16 protein-coding genes are annotated in these 21,907 nt (G+C 50.1%); 7 read left to right on the forward strand and 9 right to left on the reverse strand.

Translation table 11 applies throughout. The features are described from left to right. The first annotated feature begins 78 nt into the window (after positions 1–78). Positions 79–2,616 carry a ferrous iron transport protein B gene (feoB, locus tag RDV52_RS00705; protein WP_004367494.1) on the forward strand — a complete coding sequence of 846 codons (2,538 nt, stop codon included), beginning with the start codon at positions 79–81 and terminating at the stop codon, positions 2,614–2,616. 230 nt (positions 2,617–2,846) lie between these two features. On the opposite strand, the gene RDV52_RS00710 is transcribed toward feoB, so the two are convergent. From RDV52_RS00710 to RDV52_RS00740, 7 genes are all read right to left on the reverse strand, one after another. Beyond that, positions 2,847–5,654, reverse strand: coding sequence for a M16 family metallopeptidase (locus tag RDV52_RS00710; RefSeq protein WP_004367495.1), 2,808 nt, complete (start codon positions 5,652–5,654; stop codon positions 2,847–2,849). 75 nt (positions 5,655–5,729) lie between these two features. Then, positions 5,730–6,986, reverse strand: a complete 1,257-nt coding sequence (locus RDV52_RS00715) for a DUF4876 domain-containing protein (protein ID WP_004367496.1) — start codon at positions 6,984–6,986, stop codon at positions 5,730–5,732. A 32-nt stretch (positions 6,987–7,018) separates the two neighbouring features. Continuing rightward, positions 7,019–8,527, reverse strand: a complete 1,509-nt coding sequence (locus RDV52_RS00720) for a DUF6850 family outer membrane beta-barrel protein (protein ID WP_040557208.1) — start codon at positions 8,525–8,527, stop codon at positions 7,019–7,021. 115 nt (positions 8,528–8,642) lie between these two features. Continuing rightward, positions 8,643–9,020: a hypothetical protein gene (locus RDV52_RS00725; RefSeq protein WP_004361887.1), complete on the reverse strand. Its 378-nt coding sequence runs from the start codon at positions 9,018–9,020 to the stop codon at positions 8,643–8,645. A 57-nt stretch (positions 9,021–9,077) separates the two neighbouring features. Beyond that, positions 9,078–11,801 carry a TonB-dependent receptor gene (locus tag RDV52_RS00730; RefSeq protein WP_040557210.1) on the reverse strand — a complete coding sequence of 908 codons (2,724 nt, stop codon included), beginning with the start codon at positions 11,799–11,801 and terminating at the stop codon, positions 9,078–9,080. Positions 11,802–11,895: 94 nt separating this feature from the next. After that, complete coding sequence (locus RDV52_RS00735; protein ID WP_004367499.1) at positions 11,896–13,014, reverse strand: leucine-rich repeat domain-containing protein; 1,119 nt, start codon at positions 13,012–13,014, stop codon at positions 11,896–11,898. Between the two features lie 249 nt (positions 13,015–13,263). Next, positions 13,264–13,713 (reverse strand): hypothetical protein, encoded by a 450-nt coding sequence (locus RDV52_RS00740; RefSeq protein ID WP_223381216.1) that lies wholly within the window; start codon positions 13,711–13,713, stop codon positions 13,264–13,266. 414 nt (positions 13,714–14,127) lie between these two features. Here RDV52_RS00740 and RDV52_RS00745 point away from each other — a divergent pair, with 414 nt between their 5' ends. Together RDV52_RS00745 and RDV52_RS00750 are read left to right on the forward strand one after the other, a co-directional pair. Then, on the forward strand, positions 14,128–14,502 hold the full coding sequence (locus RDV52_RS00745) for a RidA family protein (RefSeq protein ID WP_004361895.1): 375 nt from the start codon (positions 14,128–14,130) through the stop codon (positions 14,500–14,502). A gap of 275 nt (positions 14,503–14,777) precedes the next feature. Then, entirely contained in the window at positions 14,778–15,137 is a 360-nt protein-coding gene (locus RDV52_RS00750) for a hypothetical protein (RefSeq protein ID WP_004367503.1), read from the forward strand. 1,623 nt (positions 15,138–16,760) lie between these two features. On the opposite strand, the gene RDV52_RS00755 is transcribed toward RDV52_RS00750, so the two are convergent. After that, positions 16,761–17,030 carry a hypothetical protein gene (locus RDV52_RS00755; RefSeq protein ID WP_147278308.1) on the reverse strand — a complete coding sequence of 90 codons (270 nt, stop codon included), beginning with the start codon at positions 17,028–17,030 and terminating at the stop codon, positions 16,761–16,763. Between the two features lie 1,412 nt (positions 17,031–18,442). Between RDV52_RS00755 and RDV52_RS00760 the strand changes: the two genes are divergently transcribed. The 4 genes from RDV52_RS00760 to RDV52_RS00775 all read left to right on the forward strand — a co-directional run bounded on the left by RDV52_RS00760 (position 18,443) and on the right by RDV52_RS00775 (position 21,565). Next, positions 18,443–19,129 carry a hypothetical protein gene (locus RDV52_RS00760; RefSeq protein WP_004367512.1) on the forward strand — a complete coding sequence of 229 codons (687 nt, stop codon included), beginning with the start codon at positions 18,443–18,445 and terminating at the stop codon, positions 19,127–19,129. Positions 19,130–19,466: 337 nt separating this feature from the next. Then, positions 19,467–20,162, forward strand: coding sequence for a hypothetical protein (locus RDV52_RS00765; RefSeq protein ID WP_004367513.1), 696 nt, complete (start codon positions 19,467–19,469; stop codon positions 20,160–20,162). Positions 20,163–20,228: 66 nt separating this feature from the next. Next, positions 20,229–20,888 carry a ParA family protein gene (locus RDV52_RS00770; RefSeq protein WP_004361906.1) on the forward strand — a complete coding sequence of 220 codons (660 nt, stop codon included), beginning with the start codon at positions 20,229–20,231 and terminating at the stop codon, positions 20,886–20,888. A 152-nt stretch (positions 20,889–21,040) separates the two neighbouring features. Next, positions 21,041–21,565 carry a hypothetical protein gene (locus RDV52_RS00775; protein WP_040557299.1) on the forward strand — a complete coding sequence of 175 codons (525 nt, stop codon included), beginning with the start codon at positions 21,041–21,043 and terminating at the stop codon, positions 21,563–21,565. Positions 21,566–21,588: 23 nt separating this feature from the next. Here RDV52_RS00775 and RDV52_RS00780 read toward each other — a convergent pair whose 3' ends face one another. Then, complete coding sequence (locus RDV52_RS00780) at positions 21,589–21,774, reverse strand: hypothetical protein (protein WP_147278309.1); 186 nt, start codon at positions 21,772–21,774, stop codon at positions 21,589–21,591. Between the last annotated feature and the right edge of the window lie 133 nt (positions 21,775–21,907).

Genomic DNA, 21,907 nt, shown 5'->3' on the forward strand with positions numbered 1-21,907 from the left:
GTATTTTAGCAAACTTTCGAGAGGACAGTGTACAGCCTCCGGCGATTTCTTCGTACCTTTGTCTAAAAGAACAAGAGAATGAAGTTATCAGAACTGAAGACAGGCGAAGCCGGCATCATCGTGAAGGTTTCGGGACACGGAGGCTTCAGAAAACGTATCATAGAAATGGGGTTCATCAGTGGCAAGGAAGTGAAAGTACTGCTCAATGCGCCGCTGAAAGACCCCGTGAAATACCGTATCATGGGCTACGAAGTGAGCCTGCGGCACAACGAAGCCGACCTTATCGAGGTGCAACCCATAGGCAACTCGCTGCAAGACACCACCGATAACGACAGCCAAGACACCGGCACGAACAACGACAATGCCGGGAAGAAAACACAATATCCCACAGATTCTACTTACAATCCGCCATTGGAGGCTGACCCGTCAGACCCCTACGAGCCTACATTGGCACCCGACGAAGAAGAAAAAAGACACAACCAACAGCTCCACACCATAAACGTGGCACTCGTGGGCAACCCCAACTGCGGCAAGACGTCGCTCTTCAACTTCGCCTCGGGGGCGCACGAGCGGGTGGGAAACTACTCGGGCGTTACCGTAGATGCCAAGTACGGCTACACCGACATGATGGGCTACCACTTTGAACTGGTAGACCTGCCGGGCACATACAGCCTCTCGGCATACAGCCCGGAAGAGCTCTACGTGCGCAAACAGCTCGTGGACAAGACACCGGACATCGTCGTCAACGTGATAGACGCATCGAACTTGGAACGCAACCTCTACCTTACCACGCAGCTCATAGACATGAACGTGCCCATGGTATGCGCCCTGAACATGTACGACGAGGTGGAAAACCGTGGCGACCACATAGACTATAAGAAATTGGGAATGCTGCTGGGAGTGCCCATGGTGCCCACCGTCTTCACATCGGGAAGGGGCGTCAGGGAGCTGTTCCAGACCATCATACAGAACTGCGAGGGCAAAAAGGGCGATGCACCGCTCTACCGGCACATTCACATAAACCACGGACACGAGATTGAAAACGGCATTGCCGAAATTCAGGAACACCTGAACGAGGAGTCCGACGCATCGCAAAAATACTCCACACGCTACCTTGCCATAAAATTGCTGGAGAACGACAAGGAGGCAGAACGCCTGGTGAAATCGTTCCCCGATGCCACGGAGATAATGCAACACCGCGACGAAACCGCCAGGCGCGTGAAGGAAGAGACTGGCAAAGACAGCGAAACTGCCATCATGGACGCCAAGTACGGCTTCATACACGGAGCACTGCAGGAGGTGCACTACACCACAGGAAAGGGGAAAGATGCCTACGACACGACGCGCACGATAGACAAAATCCTGACGAACAAGTACCTCGGCTTTCCGCTTTTCTTCCTTATTCTCTTCGTAATGTTCACGGCAACGTTCAGCCTCGGGCAGTATCCCATGGACTGGATTGATGCCGGCGTGGCGTGGATTTCGGAAGTTTTAAACAACGCCTTGCCCGACGGGCCGGTGAAAGCCATGCTCGTAGACGGAGCCATTGCGGGCGTGGGGGCTGTCATCGTGTTCCTTCCGCAAATCCTTATCCTCTATTTCTTCATCTCGTACATGGAAGACTGCGGCTACATGTCGCGTGCAGCGTTCATCATGGACCGCCTCATGCACAAGATGGGACTGCACGGCAAGTCGTTCATTCCGCTCATCATGGGCTTCGGCTGCAACGTTCCGGCAGTCATGGCGACCCGAACCATAGAGAGCAAGCGCAGCCGATTGGTTACAATGCTGGTTCTTCCGATGATGAGCTGCTCGGCACGGCTGCCCATTTACATCATGATAACAGGCTCGTTCTTTGCCGCCCGATACCGCTCGGCAGTCATGATGCTGCTCTATGCCATCGGCATTGCAATGGCTGTGCTGCTGGCACGGCTCTTCTCCAAGACGCTCGTAAAGGGCGAAGACACGCCGTTTGTGATGGAACTCCCACCCTATCGTTTTCCGACATGGAAGGCAATAGGGCGACATACGTGGGAAAAGGGCAAGCAATATCTGAAGAAAATGGGAGGAATCATACTCGTTGCGTCCATCATAGTGTGGGCTTTAGGCTATTTTCCCGTGCCCGACAATCCCAACTTGGGCAATCAAGCCCGACAAGAACAGAGCTACATTGGGCAAATAGGCAAGACGATAGAACCCGTTTTCCGTCCGATGGGCTTCAACTGGCGTCTGGACGTGGGACTGTTGGCAGGAGTTGGTGCGAAAGAAATAGTGGCTTCGACCATGGGCGTGCTCTATACGAACAACGATTCGTTCGGCGACGACAACACGTACAGCGACGACAGTCATAAATACGAGGCACTGCGCCACCAGATGACGGCAGATGTAGCCAAACAGAACCACATCAGTTACGCGCAAGCCGAACCGCTGGCACGGCTCACAGCCTTCTGTTTCCTGCTCTTCGTCCTGCTCTACTTCCCTTGTGTAGCCACCATAGCGGCGATAAAAGGCGAGACGGGCAGCTGGAAGTGGGGCATCTTTGCTGCCGTGTACACCACGGCACTGGCGTGGATAGTGAGTGCCGTTGTCTACCAGGTGGGGGTGCTGCTTTTGTAGGTGCTGCGGTTTCTGCGGTGGAAGAAGGGGGTGGTTTTCCTAGAATCCCTAGGGTTCCTAGGAACTCTAGGAACCCTAGGAAAACTAGGGAACCTTAGAAAAAACCTATTAAAAGCTACTTTGAAAAAAGCACCCCCATGCCCTTGAAAAACAAAACAGGCTCTTTCAGGAAACAGAACAGGCTCTTTTGTCGTCCAAAAGAGCCTGTTTTGCCTTTGCCTTGCGGGCATTCATTTTTGTGTCATCGTAACTTCTATGCAATTGTTCTGGTCGAGCAGTTGGCGGAGCGTGGTGCGAATGTCATCGCAAGTCATGCTTTCAACGATGGAACGGAAGGTGGTGTCCACGTCTATTCCGTTGAACAGGTCGCTGTAGAGCACGTATTCCCAGTAGTTGTTCATGCGCAACACCTGGTTGTAGACCTTCCGTTCGTAAGCCTTCACTTTGTCGAGGTCTTGCTGCGAGGGCCCTTCGGTCGCCATCTTGTGCAGTTGTTCGTACACGATGGGTATCAGCTCGTGGTACTTCTGCGGGTCGGTCTGGAAGGCAATGCGCAGCAATGCCTCGTCGTCGGGGTGGTGCTGCAGGTCGCCCGACACCTGTACGCTGTAGGTGCCGCCCTTCTCTTCGCGCACCTTGTCGGTGTAGACGATGCGCAGGAGCTGCCCTATGGCGTCCATCAGCAGTTCGTTGCGGTTGCTGTATTCCATTTTTCCTTTTATCACGATGGTGGTGATGGCTGTCGGCGTGGCTTGTTCCTTGTGGAAGACGTACGTCTTCTTGCCATCGACGAGCCTTGCGCCGTGTGTACCAATGCCTTCCGTGCGATTGTTGGAAGGCAGCACTGCCATATACCGGCAGAGCAATGGGCGGAGCTTGTCGAGGTTGATGTTGCCCGTAAGAATAAGCTTGAAGTCGGCTGCGCTGGCAAACCGTTCCTTGTAAATCTGCATGATGCGGTCGTAGCTCACCTTCTTCAGCCGTTCCTTGTCCATCGATGCCAGGCGGTCGGTGCCGTATGCCACCTTGTGGAGGGTGTCGTTGTATGCCAACATCGGGTTTACGTGGGCGTTGGTCAGGAATGCTTCCTGCTGTTCCATCAGGCTCTTGAAGGCTTGCGGGTCTTTCCGTGGCTGCGTAAAGTAGAGGTAGACCAGTTCCAGAAGGGTCTCGGTGTCCTTCACGTTGGAAGTTCCCGTCATGCCTTCCGTGTCGTCGTCGATGTAAGGAGCCACGGTTGCGGTCTTCCCAGCCAGCATCTTCTCCAGCGCAAGGTCGTCGTACTGCCCCACTCCACCGATGGTTGCGCCAGCCATAAGGTAGGTCAGGTTGGGCATGTCGGCATCGGGGTAGAGGTTCTTTCCGCCCATGCTGAAGAGCTTCAGGTTCACCTCGTCGGGCTCGAAGTCGGTTTGTCGCACATAAACTTTCATTCCGTTGGAGAGCGTCAGCTCGGTGTAGCCAAACTTGTAACTGCGTTCCGACACGATGCTGCCTGGCTTTGGCAGGTTGGTTACAAGGCTGTCGCCCAACGCCTTTGCCTCGTGGTAGGGGGTATATTTCCGTGTCTGGGCTTCCAAGATGTTTTTTTCGATGGTGGCATTGGCAGGCATCTCAAACCCTTCCTTGGCAGGGCCGAAGAGCGTAACCACCTGATTCTGATTGGTTATTATGTCCTTTGCCAACGCATTGATGTCGGCAAGAGTAACCGATTTGTCGAGTTTCCGCACCAGTCCAAGCTCGTATTCGGGTTCCAAGATGGGCGTTTCTTCGAGGAAATTCTGCACGCAGGCTTCCACAAACTCGCCATTGCGACGGTTGGTGCGGTCGTTATAGCCATTCTCTGCAAACGACAGCATCTCGGCTTTTCCCCGTTTCAGCTCTTCGGGAGTGATGCCGTTGGCGCGTGCGCGCTCCACTTCGCCCACCAGAAGGCGTATTCCTTCGAGCACCCTGCCCTCCTTCAGCACGCCCGAAAGCTCGAAAACGTCTTTCGTGGACGCCAGGAAGAAGTTGCCGTCGCGCACCGATGCCGATATGAAAGGAGCGTCGGCAGCTCTGGCAAGTGCTTCCAAGCGGTCGTTTACAGCCATTCGCAGAATGCTTGTCTTGTAGTCGTCGGCATAGTTCCGCAGGGTGTTGCGCTCGGCTTTCGGCGTTATGTCGCGCTTCATGTATAGTGTGAAGTTCACGGTAGGCTGCTCCTTGTCAGTTGCCGTGTACAGTATCATCTTCCTGTTGTCGCCCACGGGGTAGTAAACACGCCGTTCAGGATTTGGAGGCAGGGGTATGTTGCCAAACATCTTGCGTATCTTCGTCTCCATTCCGTCCTCGTCTATGTCGCCCACAACGATGATTGCCTGCAGGTCGGGGCGGTACCATTTGCGGTAATAGTCGCGCAAGTCGTTGTAAGGAAAGGTTCTTACGATGTCCATATTGCCGATGGGCATGCAGTCGGCATACTTCGTTCCGGCGTAGATAACGGGCATGGACTGTTCTGCAAGGCGCTGCATTGCCATGCCGGTGCGGCGTGTCCGCCATTCCTCTTCTATCACTCCGCGTTCCTTGTCAATCTCCTTGTCGGTCAGAAGCAGGTCGTGGCTCCAGTCGTGGAGTATGAGCAGGCACGAGTCGATGATGCCTTCGCGTGTTACGGGTGCTGCCAATATGTTGTAGACGGTCTGGTCCACGCTGGTGTAGGCGTTGAGATTGGCTCCGAACTTGATGCCAACGCTCTCGCACCACTTCACGATTCCCGGACGAATGGAGTCGCCGGGGAAGTGGCGCGTGCCGTTGAATGCCATGTGTTCCAGGAAGTGTGCCAGTCCGCGCTGGCGTGGTTCTTCGAGTATGGAACCTACTTTCTGGGCGATGTAGAAGTCTGCCACGCCCTTTGTCTGGCTGTTGTGGCGTATGTAGTAGGTCATTCCGTTGGGCAGAACCCCCTTGCGTATGGTCTTGTCGGTGTCCAGCCTGCCCTCTTGTGCGTAGACGTTGCAGGCTATGAATACTGCAACGATGGTGAGAAAATGTTTCATATCTGTTTTTATATGTTGCTTTTAATGTTTCGTCTTGATTCCGGCTGCACCTTGCCTTGCCGCCTGCTGTGCCGTCTAAGGCTTTTTCAGGCAAGATGGAACGGCATTGGGCAGGAAGTCGTCGGTGGAGTTGTTGGTGTCAATCCACTTCCTTCCGTCCTTCTTTCTGATGACTGCCTTGTTGTAGCGGGACTCGTCGAAGTCCACAGTTCCGCAGTAAGTGAAGCCCTTGTCGAGCATCGGCGAGATGATGTTCCACTCGTGTGCGGTGGGCACGGCAAGGTTCACGGCATCTACAATCCATGCGTTGGGCATGAAGTATTCGTATTCGTCCATGGGCACGACGATGTCGCCCTGCCTGAATATGTAGCCGAACTTGTAGCGATACTTCGCCGTATAGGTCTTCCGGTCTGCCATTGGGCGAGCCAGTGCGTAGCTTTTCACGCCCCGGGTGTGCATTACAAACGTTCCGCTGAAGTTGGCATACCAGTTGGAAAGGTTGGGTACCTTCGGGTTGTCCTGGTCGCCTTCGGGGTTCGAACCCTTATCGTAGATTTCGAAATTGGCTTTGCGCAGGTCGAAAGAGTTGGGGTTTACGGCTCGATGGTCTATGGCAGTGAGTGCCATGAGCAGTTCTTCGCCGGGCTTGACGGGTACGTCGTGCCCTGTGCCGGGAATGACATAGATGGCTGAGATGGTCATTGCCTCGTCCATGATGTCGGGCTGATAGTCGTGCTTGTCGTCGCTGGTGAAGAACGATTCCACGAAGGCGATGCCGTCGGCATACAGCGTCGTGTCGCTGTTGTTGCCTATCTTGAAGTACTGGTCGTCGGTGTACATGAACCCGTCGGGCGTTGTCGTGCCGGTAAAGAATATTTCTGATATGACGAATCCCTCCTGTGCGGAATACACGTTGAGGGCTATCTCGGTGGTGGAGGTGGTTTCTGCCGCGCCAATGGCTACGTTCTCTCGTGCAGCCTTCACCTTTGCGGCAATGTCCTGACCGTTGAGCCGATAGCCGATGATGCCTTTCACGGCAATGTTGTAGCTGCCTTCGGGCAGCGATATGTCGGCTGCAAAGCCTTTGCCGGACGGCTGGAAGTTCGCTACAGTGTATTTCCTGCCGGTCTGAATGTTGGTCAGCACTGCCGTTCCCTCGCCCAGTGTCGCTCCGTTTATGTTGAGCGGCATGTTGAGAGAGAGGCGGTGGCTCACCATTTTCGGTTCCGCTACATCGTCCTTGTACTTGTTGCACGACCACATTGCCATGCAGAGGAGGGCGAAGATGACCGGCACTGCGTTCCAATCATGCCTGAATTTGCTTGTGTCCATTGTTCTGTTGTATTGCTGTATTTACTTTTTCGTCAGAATGTTACGCCAACGGTGGCATTCGTTTCCACCTGATGGAGGAAGGAAGAGTGGCTGTAGGCGAAGGTTGCCCTGAGGAAAATGCCTGCGCCCTTCCACTGTTTCGGGTGATGGTAGACGGCACACTGCGTTCCCATCTCCCAGAGGTGGGCGGTCTTGGCGGCGTAGGTGTCGTTCACCAGCTGCGTTATCTGCCTGTCCATGATGGCATAGGGCATGACTATCCGCCTGGAACTGTTGTGGAAGCAGGCTGCATCTGCGTTCCATTCCAGCAGCCACTGTGCGCTGCGACGCCACAACCATTGCCAGCCGAGCCGTCCGTAGGTCTTCGTGAAAGCCATTTCGCGTTTCAGGTCGATGTATTCCGAATGGTCGTCGAGCCAGCCCAACCTTGCGTGGAGCATGAATTGGGACTGCCTTCCGATGCCTATTGCTCCGCCAACGTGGTAGTCTGACTTGCGACTGCGGAACATCGACAGCGTCATAAGCGACTTGTATTCGGTGCTCGACGAGCTTCCTGCAATGTGTTCGTTGCCCCGGCGGTGCTCCATGTTCCAGCCCGAGTAAGCCGCCCACCGCATTTTTCCCTCGTGTTTCCAGCCTGCCTGCATGGTAGTGGTGCTCACTTCCAATCGTGTTATGGGCAGTGCGTTCAGCTCGGTGAGTATGTTGTTGTAAGGCATATAGCTGCCTTCGATGGACAGATATGCCCCACTTGCATCTAAAGGCGACAGCTGCAGGTCGGCAATTGCGCCCGTCCCTTTATAGTAAGAGGAGCGGACAGCCCCTGCAAAGCGCACATAGTTGGTTCCGAGTCCCGTCATGTGGTATTCGGGAACGACGCCCAGCGGATTGTAGAAGTCTACGTTGTTGGTCTGCTTATAGGTGCGCATGCCTATTCCTGCCCCCATGTTGTAGTTTCCATAAGCACGAGCCAGCCCGATGCGGAGGGTCAGGTCGGTGGCTATTCCTCGCGGTCTGGGGTCGATGGTGCGGTATTCGTGTTCTGCCCTGAAGTCTATTTCTGCCCCGAAGGTCCATTGCTTCAGCTTCACGGCATAGCCTCCGCCGAAGGCGTATTGCTCGTTTTGCAGGTCTCCGCCGATGGTATCTGCCATGACGTAGGGATAAAGCTGGTCGTAGTCGGAGGTGGAATTGAAGCGTATGTTGCGCTTCCTGCCCGTCTGATAGGACGCCCCGCCCCACACGGTGGTGTTCGGACTGAGCTTCAGATAGGAGCTTACGGCAATGTTGCCCAGCGTGTGTCCGTCGCCCGTTTGGGCTTGTTGCGGTTTGTTGGCTTGCCTGTAACTTACGTTCAGGTACATTTCCGACAGCGAAGTGGTGTAGGCAGCGTGCATGAAGGCGGGGTTGTGCAGTGCGTTGCCCAGTATGTTTGTCCAGCCGTTGCGGTGCTCGGCTGTTGCGGTGGTGTCCCTGTCTTGTGCCATTGCAGGCGAAAGCAGCAGACAGCAGCAGGCGGTTATCAGTAGTCTTCCGTTCATTCCGTATATATAAAGAGGGGTTTTTGCTTACCCAAAGAGTGGGTTTTGTCCACCAAAAGGGTGGGTTTTGCTTACCAAGGGGTGGGTTCTGTGTACATGATGACAGTTCCCGTGCCTACATGAAGATGATTTTCGTACTTATCTGCGTGGGGTGTGCAACAATTTCCACATAGTTTTCCGAAGCTCTGTAATACTTTACGTGTTCTGTTCCGTCTGCCATTCGGTAGCGCAGCGTACCTTCGGCATCGAGCATATACGAACCACGCAGCACGTCGAGGGCGGCAGTGGTGCCCCTGAATGCCGATACGGTGTAGCGGCGACCGTCAGAGAGGTTCTTCAGAACCACCGTTCCTTGCATTTCCACAGGCACGATGGTGTCGGGAACTTGCAGCGTAACGACGGCTTGCGTGTAGTAATCGTCGTATTTCTGTCCGCAGCTTGCTGCAGCGAACGGCAGCATGAGCACGGCTATCAGGTAGGACAAGTATTTCATTATGGTGTTCGTTTTAAATTCTTTGCGGCTGCGCGCAGGGTGCGTTTCCGCCTGACTTTATAGTTTTACGTTCATTTCAAGTCCGAAATAGGGGGTTACGTATCGGCGTACAACGAAGCTGTTGCGTTCGTAGTCGGGGTGTATGTCCCACAGTTTGTTTACGAAGAGTGCCACCATGAGCCTGTTGTTGAAGAGCTTCTTGGTAGCCTTGAGGTTCAAATCCATGCTGAAGGGCACGGTCTGGCGGCGAAACATGCCGTCGGTATAGGTGCGGACAAGGTGCTGCAGGTACGTGTCGTGCGCATCGGCTTCGGTGTATGGGTGTATGTTTCCGTCCCTGTCCATGTACTGCAGCGGCGCATTTTCCTTGCGCATGGACTGTTCGGCAGTGAGCCACACGCACTGTGCCGACAGCGAGAAGCCCAGCTTGAGCTTCGGAATGGTGGTGTCGAAGGTGAAGTTGGTGTTTACCATCTCCCTGATAAAGCCGTCGTCGTCCTTGTATATGCCCACTATTTCGAGCGGTTCGCCCCCTATCGTCTTGGAGGGCTTGTACATTATGGGCTGCGAATTGTGGTATTCGGTGCGGAACCACGCCCCCGTTACGGTGAGGCGGGTGTTGATTATGGGGAAGCGAACGGTGGAGAGCACCCACTCCAATCCCTTTTTGTAGGTGCGGCTGCCGTTGGAAGCGTGCTCGTAAGCCCGCATGACGTTCCTTGCCTTATAGGGCAACGCATTGATGTCGGGGCGACTTGTGAGTGCGTCGGGGTCTATTCCTGATGCGTCGAACTCCTTGTAGGCGTATGGCGCATAGACGTCCATGGTGCGGAAACCCGACTTCATGTCTTCCACGAAACAGGTTACGGTGAGACGGTTTCCGCCCCACTCCACATCCGTCTTGGCTTCCCACTTCAGATTTCGGGCTGCCTTCAGTTCCGTATTGGTGGGATCGACGACGTAGGTCTGCAGGTACATGCGCCTGTATTCGGGCTTTTCGTGATAGTAGTTAAGCTCCACAATGTCCATGTAGGTGGGTTCGGGGTAGAGCAGGTCGATGGTTGGGAACATGCTTTGCCAGCCTATGCCGCCCGAAAGGCTCACCGTCATGGGGTTGTGGCACAGGTTGAACGACGGAAAAGTCCACCCTACATTCAGCCGTGGGTCTACATTCACCTTATTATATATGGCAAAACGTTTACTTATACCCGGCATTGTTTCGGCTCGCACGCCCATTTCTATGTCTAATTTGTGGTTTCCTATGCCCTTGCTAAGGGTTTCTTCCACGTAAGCAGCCAGCATTTGCGACGCCGGAATGTCGGCATATCGGCGCGGACGATACGATGCTCCCGTGTAGACAGGGTGCAGACGGTCGAATATCTGTCCCTCGCCAAGGTTGCGGTCCATCTGGTAATCGACACCCACGAGCAGCGTGTTGGACAGTCCCCTGACGGGTGCGCTGAAGCTGGCGTTGGCTTTCAGGTACAGGCTGACGGGCTTTCCGTCTACCGTATGGGTGGCAGTGTATTTGTAAGGAGCTATCAGCACGGCATCGCTTTCGCCGTTGGTCATGGTCATGGCAGCAGGTGTGTCGCCGTCCAGCTGTACAAGTTTGGTGCGCTCCAGGCGGTTCCGCTCGTACGAGAACGATGCCGACAGCCCGGCACTCTTGAAGAAAAGTCGCTCGTTGTTGCTGCCCATGCTGAACGAAAGGCTTGCGGCATATCGGTTGTACTTGGACTTGTATCTGTCTGTTCCGCCATGGTTGAACTGGGGGTCTGCCTTGTCGTTGTCGAACGAGCCGCCATAGTCCATGTTGAACGAGCCGTTATAGTCCATCGCTTCGGTGTGCCACCGCTTGTTGAGACGTGCCGAAAGCGTGATGCGCTGATAGGTTTCGAGCAGGTTGCGGGGTTCTGCCTTGTTGTCGAGATAGTCGGCACTGAGGTTGAGCGAGAGTTTCTTGGATTGCCATTCAAACGCCTTGGCAAGATAGAACAGCTTGCTGTCCATGTCTGCCTTGAACCTTGCAGAGAGGTCGTTGCCGCCTTTGCGCCGCTTCACCTTGACCAATCCGCTGGTAAGGTCGCCGTACTGTACGGACGGAATGCCGCGCACGATGGTTACTTCCTGTATGTCGTCGGTGGAGATGGTGCGCATATCGACACCTGCATTGGCGAAGTTCCGCTTGCCCGAGGTGCGGTCCACTGCGCCCGAAAGGTACTGCATGTTGCCGTTTACGCTCACGGGTGCACCGTCGATGATGAAGCGCGTGCCCAACGAAGAGGTGTTGTACTGGTCGCTGGCTATGGGTACTTCGCGCAGGTTTATGGTGTTGGGCACGTTGAGATGGGGGTCGTGGGCACGTCCGCCGGGCAGCAGTTCCAGCAAGTCGGAGAAACTTGAGGGTTGCAGATGCTCCATGGCTTGCCGGCTGATGGTGGAAACGCTGGACAAGCCGTGCCCTTCCTGCGCGGTAACCACCACTTCCTGCAGGCTGCTCACGTCTACCGACAGATAGTAGATGCCTTGCTGCTTGGGCGTTACCTGTATGGACTTGTAGCCGATATACGATATTCTGACGGGCTTGCTGAAGCCTTCAGAGAGTACGAAACAGCCGTTCTGGTCGGTTACGGCAACTATCTTCTTCGTGCCAACTGCCATGACCGTCGCACCGATGACGGGCTGGTGCGTGCCGCTTTCCAGCACCTTGCAGCGCATCTGTGCCTGCAGCTGACCGAAAAGCAGGCATGCGAAGAGTGTCAACAAGAGTCTTTTCATCTTATGTTGAATGTCTTTTAATTTTAAAAGACACCGAAGTTTCCATGCGAGGAACACACGGAAACTTCGGGATTTACTGTGTACGAAGATGCTGTTACCTGATTACTACTTTCTTTCCTCCGTGAATGTAGATGCCCTTCTGTGTGGGTTTAGCCACTCGGCGACCGTTCAAGTCGTACCAGACATTGTCGGCTGCGTGGCTGATGGTGGCTGTGTTGATGCCGGTTGCGTCGTCGCCGTCAAACGCTTGCCACGTAAAGAAGTCCATGGTGCCGGTTGCCTGCTTGGGTGTCCAGCCGCGTTCTTTCACCGCCTTGGCTTGTGCTACGGTCAGAGCGTTCTTCTCCTTGTCGTAAAGCTTGTTGTAAACGCAGAACTCGCGTTCGGTTCCTTCGGTCTCTTTCACAAGCGAAGCTATCAGCTTGTCCATCGAATTGCCACTTATCTTGTTGCCCCAGCAGGAAAGAAACTCTATTTTTTCGTTGTTGGCAACGTCCAGATCGGCAAGGCTGTTCTTGCTGCATTCCAAGCGTTCCAGCTTGGTATTCTTCGAAACATCGAGCTTTTCCATTCCGTTTCCGTTCACCCAGAGTTCCTCGAGGGCGGGAAGTTTCGTAACGTCGATGGAGCTGAGGTTCTGGTTTTCGCCCACGTTGAGCGAGGTGAGGTTAGGATTGTTGCTCAGGTCGAGCGCCGTAATCTGTGTTCCCTGCAGCGATATTCCCGTGAGCTTCGGGGTGTTTTCCAGACTGACGGTGGCGAGTTCCTTGCAGTTGCTTGCCCAGAACACCTTCAGTCTCGGTGCATTCGACAGGTCGATGCTCGTGATGGGGTTCTCGTTTACACGGAGTTCGTACAGCTCGGTTGCCTTGCTCACATCTATATAAGTAACGCCCTGCCCCACTATGGAAAGATAGTCTACGTCGCCATGTATGGTAATTTCGGGACCGTCTGCCGTCATGACGACTTTGTTCCCTGCCGCAGTAACGTTGTTGGCACCGTCTACCGAGAAGTTGTCGCCGTAGACGGGACTGTTGTCCAGGGCGTCCCCGTCTTCGTCCCATCCGCCAAAAATAAACATCTCCATCTTTATTTTCTGACCTTTCGACGCATTTGTCTTAATCTTTATAACACCGTTTCCCACTGCTGCCATGGCATTGGTGAACGACAACAGCAGACCACACACGAACAATAACAAGTATTTTTTATTCATAAGAATTACTTTTAGATTTTGTTTTATAACGTTTAATTTTTTGTGGGTGCAAAGTTACTTAGAGATTGAAAAATGTACAATACCCAAAATTAGGTAAAATTACAGATTGCAAAACAGGCTGTCTTGCCGCCCAAAACAGGCTCTTTTGCCTTCCAAAATGCCTTGTTTTGCCGCACCAAAACAGCCCTTCTGCTTTTCACCGACCATCATTTCCTTCCCACCTGCCACGCTCCGCCGCACGCCAAGCCACTACATCTGCCGCACCCTCCGCCGCTTGATGTCCAGACGCATGGGGTGCAGAATGCGCTGCTGGTGGTACAACAGCATGTAGCGTTCCACGATGGGACGCACCCGAATGTTCTTTCGCGCACGTATCTTGTCCAGCACGCCCGACGGATTTGCAGGCGGAACGACATTCAGCACCCTGCAAATGCGGCGCACGATGTTGCAGAAACTCAGCGGAATGCCACGGGCATCGAGCAGCAAGCCCGTCTCCCAGACAAGGTGCGACAGCTCCACGAGGTCGGTCTTCGTGCTCGTCCACCGCAGCCCCTCCACCGTTTCGTGGTTCAACAACTCCGAAAAGTCTGCCACTATCATGGCTTTCATCTTCGCTACATCGTCGCTCTGCCAGCGACAATCGCCCACATGGGTCTTCGAAAGTAACTTCATAATACGTAAAAAGTGGTTTGATGGCAACCGAAAATAAAACGAATTATATCCTCTAAATTGCCTGAAATATAAATTAAGGTTAATAACTCCCGTCGCAACCGCACTGCATGGGTTCTGCCAAACAGGCGGTGTAACTTCGCAAAACTCTCTCTACAACAAGTCGTTAGCCATTCCTACGGCTCGTATTCGGTACAAAAATACAAAGCAAGTGTGCAATAAATGTTCAATCGAAAAAATTGTTTTGTTAAACTTACGTAAATATATTGTTTTGCGAAGTAAACTCTTCTGAATTTCCAGATACATGCCATTAAAATATAAGAAAGTAGTTGCAGGGTTTCAAAAAAAACTGTAAATTTGCCTAAGAAATAGGCTGTTCGCAATAGAAAATACATATTCTGAAGAGCCATCAAGACAATTCTAACAATTTATAAAACTAAAATTATGAAAGTTGTAAACACAAACAAAGCTCCCAAAGCCATCGGCCCATACAGCCAGGCAATCGAAGCAAACGGACTAATCATTACTTCAGGACAGCTGCCCATCGACCCGGCAACCGGAGAATTTGCCCCCGGCGGCATCAAGGAGCAGACCAGACAGTCGCTCACAAATGCGAAAGCTATCCTTGAAGAAGCGGGCATCGGACTCGGAAACGTAATGAAAACCACCGTGTTCCTCTCGGACATGAACGACTTTGCTGCCATGAACGAGGTGTACGCAGAGTTCTTCAGCGAACCCTTCCCGGCACGCTCGGCTATCGCAGTAAAGACTTTGCCGAAGAATGCGCTCGTGGAAGTGGAGTGCATCGCAGCAAAATAAACTCCTGAAACGTTCCGCGCAAGGAACAAACATAGTAAAGATATTATTCCTTTCTTTTGAAGGCAGGCAGCGAAACTCCCACTGTGTTTATTTGATTTTTATAAAAACGAGGAAGCTGTCTGCCTTCGTCTTTTTCCTATTTATAAGAAACGACGTTGCAGAAAAATATCTAAAAGGATTGTCTGCAATGAGTTTTACAATTCAAATCTAACAAAACAACGTTGCAGAAAAATATCGAAAAGGATTGTCTGCAACCTAATTCATAGCGACAAAATATGAAAAAAATCAGCTCAGTCTTCAACATCTGCTTCACCGTCTTCCTATTCCTGTTTGCACTCGAACCCATTCTCGGCTCGTACGCCCCGTACTGGTACGCCATGTACGCGCTTATTGCAGTGGGAATTGTCGTCCTGCTTACCACCATAATCAATGGTTTCAGGAAGAAAATTTTTCCCCTTAAGCAGTTCACAAAGATAGATGCCACATCGTATATTCTACCATTTATATCTGTCTTAGGCATATTCATCAGTCTTGAATACGACACGAGTTTTTTGGATTTCTGGATATTTATGCTGATTTTAGATGTGCTTCCCATTGCCGTAACCATCTTCTGGAAACCTAAAAAACACCACTGATTTTATCCCAGACACCGTATTCCGCCCACCCGAACGCTCTCGGTTACGCCCCCGAATGCTGCCAGCTGCACCTCTGGACGGCACAAACTGCCTTCCCAAACGCCACCTGCGACAAATAGGGAGGGTCGCAATGGCGTTTTGTTAAAATCATCATTACAGCAGAAAGGAATATCCCCCGCACTAAAAACACAACTCCATCGGTCAACTTAGAGTATCATTTTCTTAATCATTATAATAGATTATATAGGGAAAGCCCAACTGCCTGATGCTCAATTATCCCAGCTTCCGACCTGCGACAGATACGGAACTTGCCGGCGACAGATAGGGAAAGGCGCTCCGACAGAATAGTAATGTGTCGCCGACAAATAGGTAACTCGCCGCCATATCGGCACGACAGAAAGGGAGAATGACTGCGACAGAATGGGAATTTTTCACTTTTTTGACGCCGAAAACCTGTCGATGAAGTGCCCAAAACACTACTTTTCATTTCTAAAATCCTCTTCCCTACCCCATCGCCTGACCGTGTTTTCTCTTTGGAATGTGCTTCCATAATTTGTATTTGTATATCTGTAACTAATTGATAAAGTGATTAATACACATTCATAAATATTTATTGCGACACAAAGGGAATAATATTTAAAACCATAAAATAAGCTCTTTAACGACAGATGGGGAAGAATTATCAATCCAGCACGCCTTTCTTATGGCTTCATAGGCTTTTCATTGCACCGCATTTGCCGTTAGAACGTGATTTGAAGTGAAGCCTTGCATTGTCTGGCAGTTTGTTCATTACACCGCATTTGCCGTTGGAAACATGATTAATCAAGCCCTTACGACTCCTGCAGACGGTCTGCAACGTCGCTGCGCACAGCCACTGTAAAAGCGTGATTTACCACGTTCCCCATCTCCTTCCTACTCCTTTCTTTTTGTCTCTCTGACGGTTCTCCCGTCTCCTCCTACTCTTTTCATTTCGTCTCTCTGACCGTTTCCCCGTCTCCTCTTAGCTTTTCTATTGAACTCACTGACTGTTAGGGACATGATAAATCAAGCCCCTGCGCCTCCTGCGAACGTTCTGCAACGTCGCTGCACACCCCTCGACATATTTCAGCTCGCCCGACAATCCAAATCGTTTGAATTTCTTTCGCATTCTGTTCGGGTTTTCTTTCCCAATTTGTCGCCTACTTATTAAAATGCAGGACTTCCCTTTTTGTCGTACCATACTTCCTTTTCCGCTTTTTGTAATCTTACTAATTTGTCGCGCATTACTACCCTATTTCTTTTCAGAACGACTGCAATCGTACTGAAAAAGGCTATCTGCAAACGTATAAATGGCTGTTTTCTGTGCGACAAATTAGGAACAAATATCGCTCAAAATGTCTCTTTCATTCATCATTTAAGTTGCTAATACACAACGAAATATATCCGACAAATTGCAGAAGAACTTAAACGATTTACAAAACTTTTCACTTTTTTGTCGCCGTTCGCCTTTAATTAACCCCTTATTTACTATGTAAATCAGCTTGTTACGACCATATTTACATAGCTAAAATATATATTCCCCATTTGTCGCACGTGTGTTTTGCATCATATTTCTTCCCATTTTGTCGCCCCAGACTGCCACTTTTATTTATTGGCGACAATTTTACTACTCTCCCATTTCGTTTTTTCCATATTTTGTCTGCGGCTCCCCCACCCCATCGCTGCAATTGTTTTCTGTTTCTCTTTCCTTTTTCTTAAAAAATATCGGTGTATTTTTCTCCTCAAAATATCTTCCGTTTTTGTCGCCCAAACTTTTGGGTTTCCAAAATGAGGTTGCAGTTTTCTTATTTTCTGTTCCCAATTTCCGATTTGCAAAACAGGCTCTTTTGCCGACCGAAACAATGCCTTTTGCATTGCAAGACAGCCTCTTTTGTTTTTCCAGAGCCTTCACCTGTGGCAGTAGACTTTGTTCTGTCCTTTCCCAATTAATTTGTCTGTTGTTTTATAAAGCTCTGTCTGTTGCCTATAAAACTTTGTCTGTTGTTTTATAAAGCTCTGTCTGTTGTCTTTTATAAACTTCATTTGTTGTTTGCGCCACCTGCTGTATGGAATATCTATACAGATGAATGTGCATGTCATGTCTGCCACTTTCTCTGTTATAAATATGCTGCATTTCCGAATAACGATACGTTTTAATAAATTGGAAATTATTTTCTTATTTCGCTTATTTGTTGCTTGCACGATGTGAAAGAGTGCTACGCATCATATATTTTTCTGTTCCTGCTCTCGGTGTGAGGGCATCGCCAACATGCCCGATGTATGCCTGCAGTGCGCAAGGTGATTTTTTTGTTGCATTGGCAGCCTATTCTTAGGAACTGTAAGGGTCTGTTCTGTGCCACCTGCAGGCTTGCAATGCCCCATCTATTTCGCACAACAGTTTCTTACCTGAATATAAACGATTTGTTTCCTCTATGTGTTCGGTACGATGAAACACTCCCCCACTGCATTACGATTGCCAAAAAATGTTTCACTCTTTCCATATCCTTTCTATTACTTTTCTTATTTCCAGTCTGCCCTTTCTCCTCCAGCCTGATTGCAAAAGGCACAAAAATGCACAATAAAGAAATACATACGTTTGTATAAAGATAAAGCCAAAGAAACATAAATATATAAAAACAAATAAACAAAAAGATAAATTTAGCGTTGCGAATAAAAATATATTGTAACGTTATATCTATTGAAGTTGAAATATAAATATATAAAAACAAAGAAACAAAACAGTATTAATATAAAATAAGATTTCTACTTTTGTATTGTATTTTATAAAAAACTAAAAACGTTTTGTTATTTAAATGTTTTGTCGTAAATTTGTAATTGTATGATGAATACCATTGCTATGTTTTTATATAAATATATCTTTGGTTGTCTGAATATGCTTTCTTGCGTTGCACTTGCGATACTGGCGTTCGCAAAAAGACTTGCTAACATGCTGTGTTTCAAAATATAGAGTAAATATATATAAATATAAATACTGTGCGTTCGCCGCTTTTCTGTTTCGCTTTGGTGTATGTGTTGCGTTCTTTGAATATATGTTTGATTATGTAATAGTGTACTTCTGTAAATATATAAATATAGATTTAGTCTTTTGTCTGGATAGGTATAATCAGATAATAACTATATCTTTAAATATGTTTATAGTGCATAATATAAGTACAAACATACTATAAAATATAAACAAACAAACACTTGTATACGTAGAAAGGTAAAGAGTTGATAATATTTAAAAGTAGTAATGTAAAGACGTATAACTATAAATATATAAAAATATGAAGATAAATGCATTTGAAATAACACCTCGTCGAGTTGCAATACTCGGCTGGTCGGTGTGCTTGTGTGTGGTATTCTTGTTGCTGCAGTTCTCCGAAAACTACGGACAACATATTGATGAGCTGTCTGCCGACGGCTTCAGTGTGGCGAGTGCAGCCCCCGACGTGTCGCCCTTGTTGCGCATTTGTGGGGTGGCAGTGGCGCTTTGCTCTGTTGTTGCGTGGGAACAGCTTCGCCATGCTTTGCTCAAAGCCAACCATTACTGGCTGCAACTGATGCAGATTGTGGTGATGGTGCTCACCGTTCTCGGGGCTGCGGTTGCCATAATGCCCTCTGGTGCAACGCAAACGGCTGCCGGTGCAACGCTGTTGAGTGGTTTTGGCAAGTTCCAGATGGCGTTACCATTCTACAACGACATGGCTATTGGAGTGGCAAGTCTGTGTTTGGGCATTGGGATAGCCCGGAAGTTTGGTGGCAGGATACGCCTTTACGGCATTGTGCTTGCCGTTCTGCCGGTGCTGTCGATGCTGGTTGGCGAGTTCTACACCTATTTATATACGAGCGTCGGCGGACTCACTTTGCCTGAGTTGGAGAACTATCGGGTTGTAAAACTGATTGTTCAGTTGTGCATTCAGGTTGTTTTGTGGGTGTTGCTGTACAGGAGTTTCGCTTCAAACGAAGATTAGATGGAGTGGGGGAGTGCAGATATGCTTAGGGATATTCGGTTTCATAGCAATCGCAGAGAGAATAAGCCACCTGTGAATAACAGCCTTTATAGGAATGGGAGATGCTGCACTTACCAGACAGAAAGGTAAATACAAAGATACAAGAATACCTTTAAAGGTAAATGGAAAGATAATTATAGACGTATAAACATAAATATATAGAATATTGATAAGCAACGATTTGCAATGTGTTTAGATATAAATAGATGTGTAAACGTAATTATATAAAAATGCACAAAGGCTTCTAATGGAGCTTTGCAAGGTGCAAATTGATGTGTTAAAGTAATGGTATAGAAATATGAAGAAGTTTGTGATAGACCATTTCGACCTACGTTCGAAAGAGTTGAAGTTGCTCACTGTGTTGGAATATATATTTATGTTCTGCATTGTGGGGCTGAGTCTTGTGTTGGTGAACCAGTCCGGCGAGAAGCTCACGGAAGGCAGCGTGTCGGTTTCCGATGCTGTTTCCATAACGTGCGAAGCCCTGATGTATCTGTGCGTTGTGTCGCTGTTGGCACTTTTGCACCGTGGTTTAGGCAGGGTAGGGCGTGTAAATCGTGTCAGTATGTGCCGCGATGCGTTAGCCTTTGCCATTGCTTCGGGTGTGGTTTATGTGGTTTTGGGCAAGTTGTTGTTGTTCTGTTACAACACCGAAGCGTTTCCCGATTTGCTCGATTGGGCGGTTTTCTTGACCAAAACCATATTCTTAGGATTGATGATAGGCATATTTGGGTGGATTTATTCCAACGGCAGCAGCCACATACGGCGTTGCATTCGTCGTGCGCTCTTTGTTGCCTTGCTTGCCGTCGGTCTTGTTTTCTTTTCAACTTATCTGTTCCTGCTCGGTCTGCCCGGCCTTATAATAGCCGTTCCGGTCATGCTCATGCTTGCGGCATGGGGCTGTAGTTTCGTCATGCTCAGCAAGATGTTGAAGTATGGCGGAACCGCTTCGGCATTGTCCGACACTGAAATCGACGATGCAGCAGGACAATGACCAGACAACAAACAAAGCGATAGAATTTTACGAAACAAGCAATATAACATATAAATATAACAAGGTATGAAAAATATTAAAGTAGTATTTGCCAACCAGAAAGGTGGAGTAGGGAAGAGCACGCTGTGCATGCTGTTTGCCAATTACTTGAGCTGGAAGGGCAAACCCGTGTGTATCATCGACACCGACCTGCAGAAAACCATTCTGATGCAGCGGCAGAAAGATGTTCAGATCTACGAGGGCGAAGAGCCATACAGTGTGCAGAGCTTCGACGTAAGTGCCCCCGAGCTGATGCAGCAGCTCATGGATTCGGCTTCAGAGGTGGAAGGCTACGTGCTGTTCGACTCTCCCGGCAACGTAAGCGAGGACGGACTGGTGCCTCTCTTCACCAATGCCGACTACATTGTGTGCCCTTACGAGTACGAAGACAAGACGTTGGATTCCACGGGAATATTCGTTCAGGTCATCAATGCGCTCAAGGACGTAAACCCGGACATGCACGCTCAAATCTTCTTTGTGCCCAACCGGATAGACCCCCGCATCGGTACTTCCGACGAGCAGCGCATGTGGAGCGACACCAACGACATCTTCTCGCAGATTGGAAAGGTTACGCCGATGGTGAACAGCCGTGCCACGCTGAAGCGCATAAACACCTTCGAGCTGCTTGCCACGCAGCGCGAGGCGGTGAAAGGGGCATTCGAGTACATGATAAAGCGAATGAAGTAGGCAGGTCTTACAATCGTATCTGCCTTGGGTTCAGCGTGTTGCCAACTTCACATAGTGAAGATTAGGCGATGGGACAGAACCTGTTCCGGCAGACGAACGATGCCCATTCAGGAAGTGGAACAGACGATAACAACAAAAAACAACATACTATTATGGTAAAGAAAAAGACGAAAGTGATAATGCCAGGCGGTATTTCTGGATTAGTAAACAGAATGCAAGGTGTAGAGAAGCCGGCGGTATCGGCACCTGCCGAGCCCGAACCCGTCGAGGAGGTAGTGGCAGAACCCGAGCCCGTCTGGGAGCCGGTGCACCACGAGCCTGCCCTCCACACCAAGCCGGCAGCACCTGCCGACGAGAAGGACCGCTCGGCTCCGGCTGCCAAGAAGTTGCCAAAAGCCGAGGGAAAGGAGCTTGCCCGCGAGTACACGCTGCAGCAGGGCGACACCACGGACAGCTGGCAGATGTTTTTGGACTTGGCTAAAGAGTACAAGCTGCGCGACTCCAAGCTTGCCACGGTGTACATAGACTCCGACCTGAAGAGTGTGCTCGACAGGCTGAAGTCTGCCAACAGCATCAAGATGCCGTCTACGGCGCTGCTCAGTTCCATTGTTGCCCGTTTCGTTTTCGACCACGAAAAGAACATAAAGGAAGCCATCTACGGCGACAGTCTGCTGTAGAAGCTTTCGGGTGTCTGGGGTTGTCAGGTGTTCCATGGGGGCTTAGAGCGCACGGGAAGCACGGAGGTTATGGTTTCCTTCAGGCATTCTGCCCCCATCGGGACACTCTCGGAAGTGGACATTCCTGCTTGTAGCAAGGTGTTTGCTGCCATGTAGGGGCGTGATTTTTCGCGCCCTACACTCTGCAGACAGCTTGCTCTGCGCTGCAAACACCTGCAAACAGGTCTATAAAAAAAGATGCCAAGGCCTCACGGTCTCGGCATCTCTCCTGATCCATTATGGACCATTCCTTGAATAAAATTTTCTTTTCCTATAACTTTGTACTGTTCTTTTCTAATCTGA

Source organism: Prevotella nigrescens, assembly GCF_031191185.1.
Lineage (GTDB): Bacteria > Bacteroidota > Bacteroidia > Bacteroidales > Bacteroidaceae > Prevotella > Prevotella nigrescens.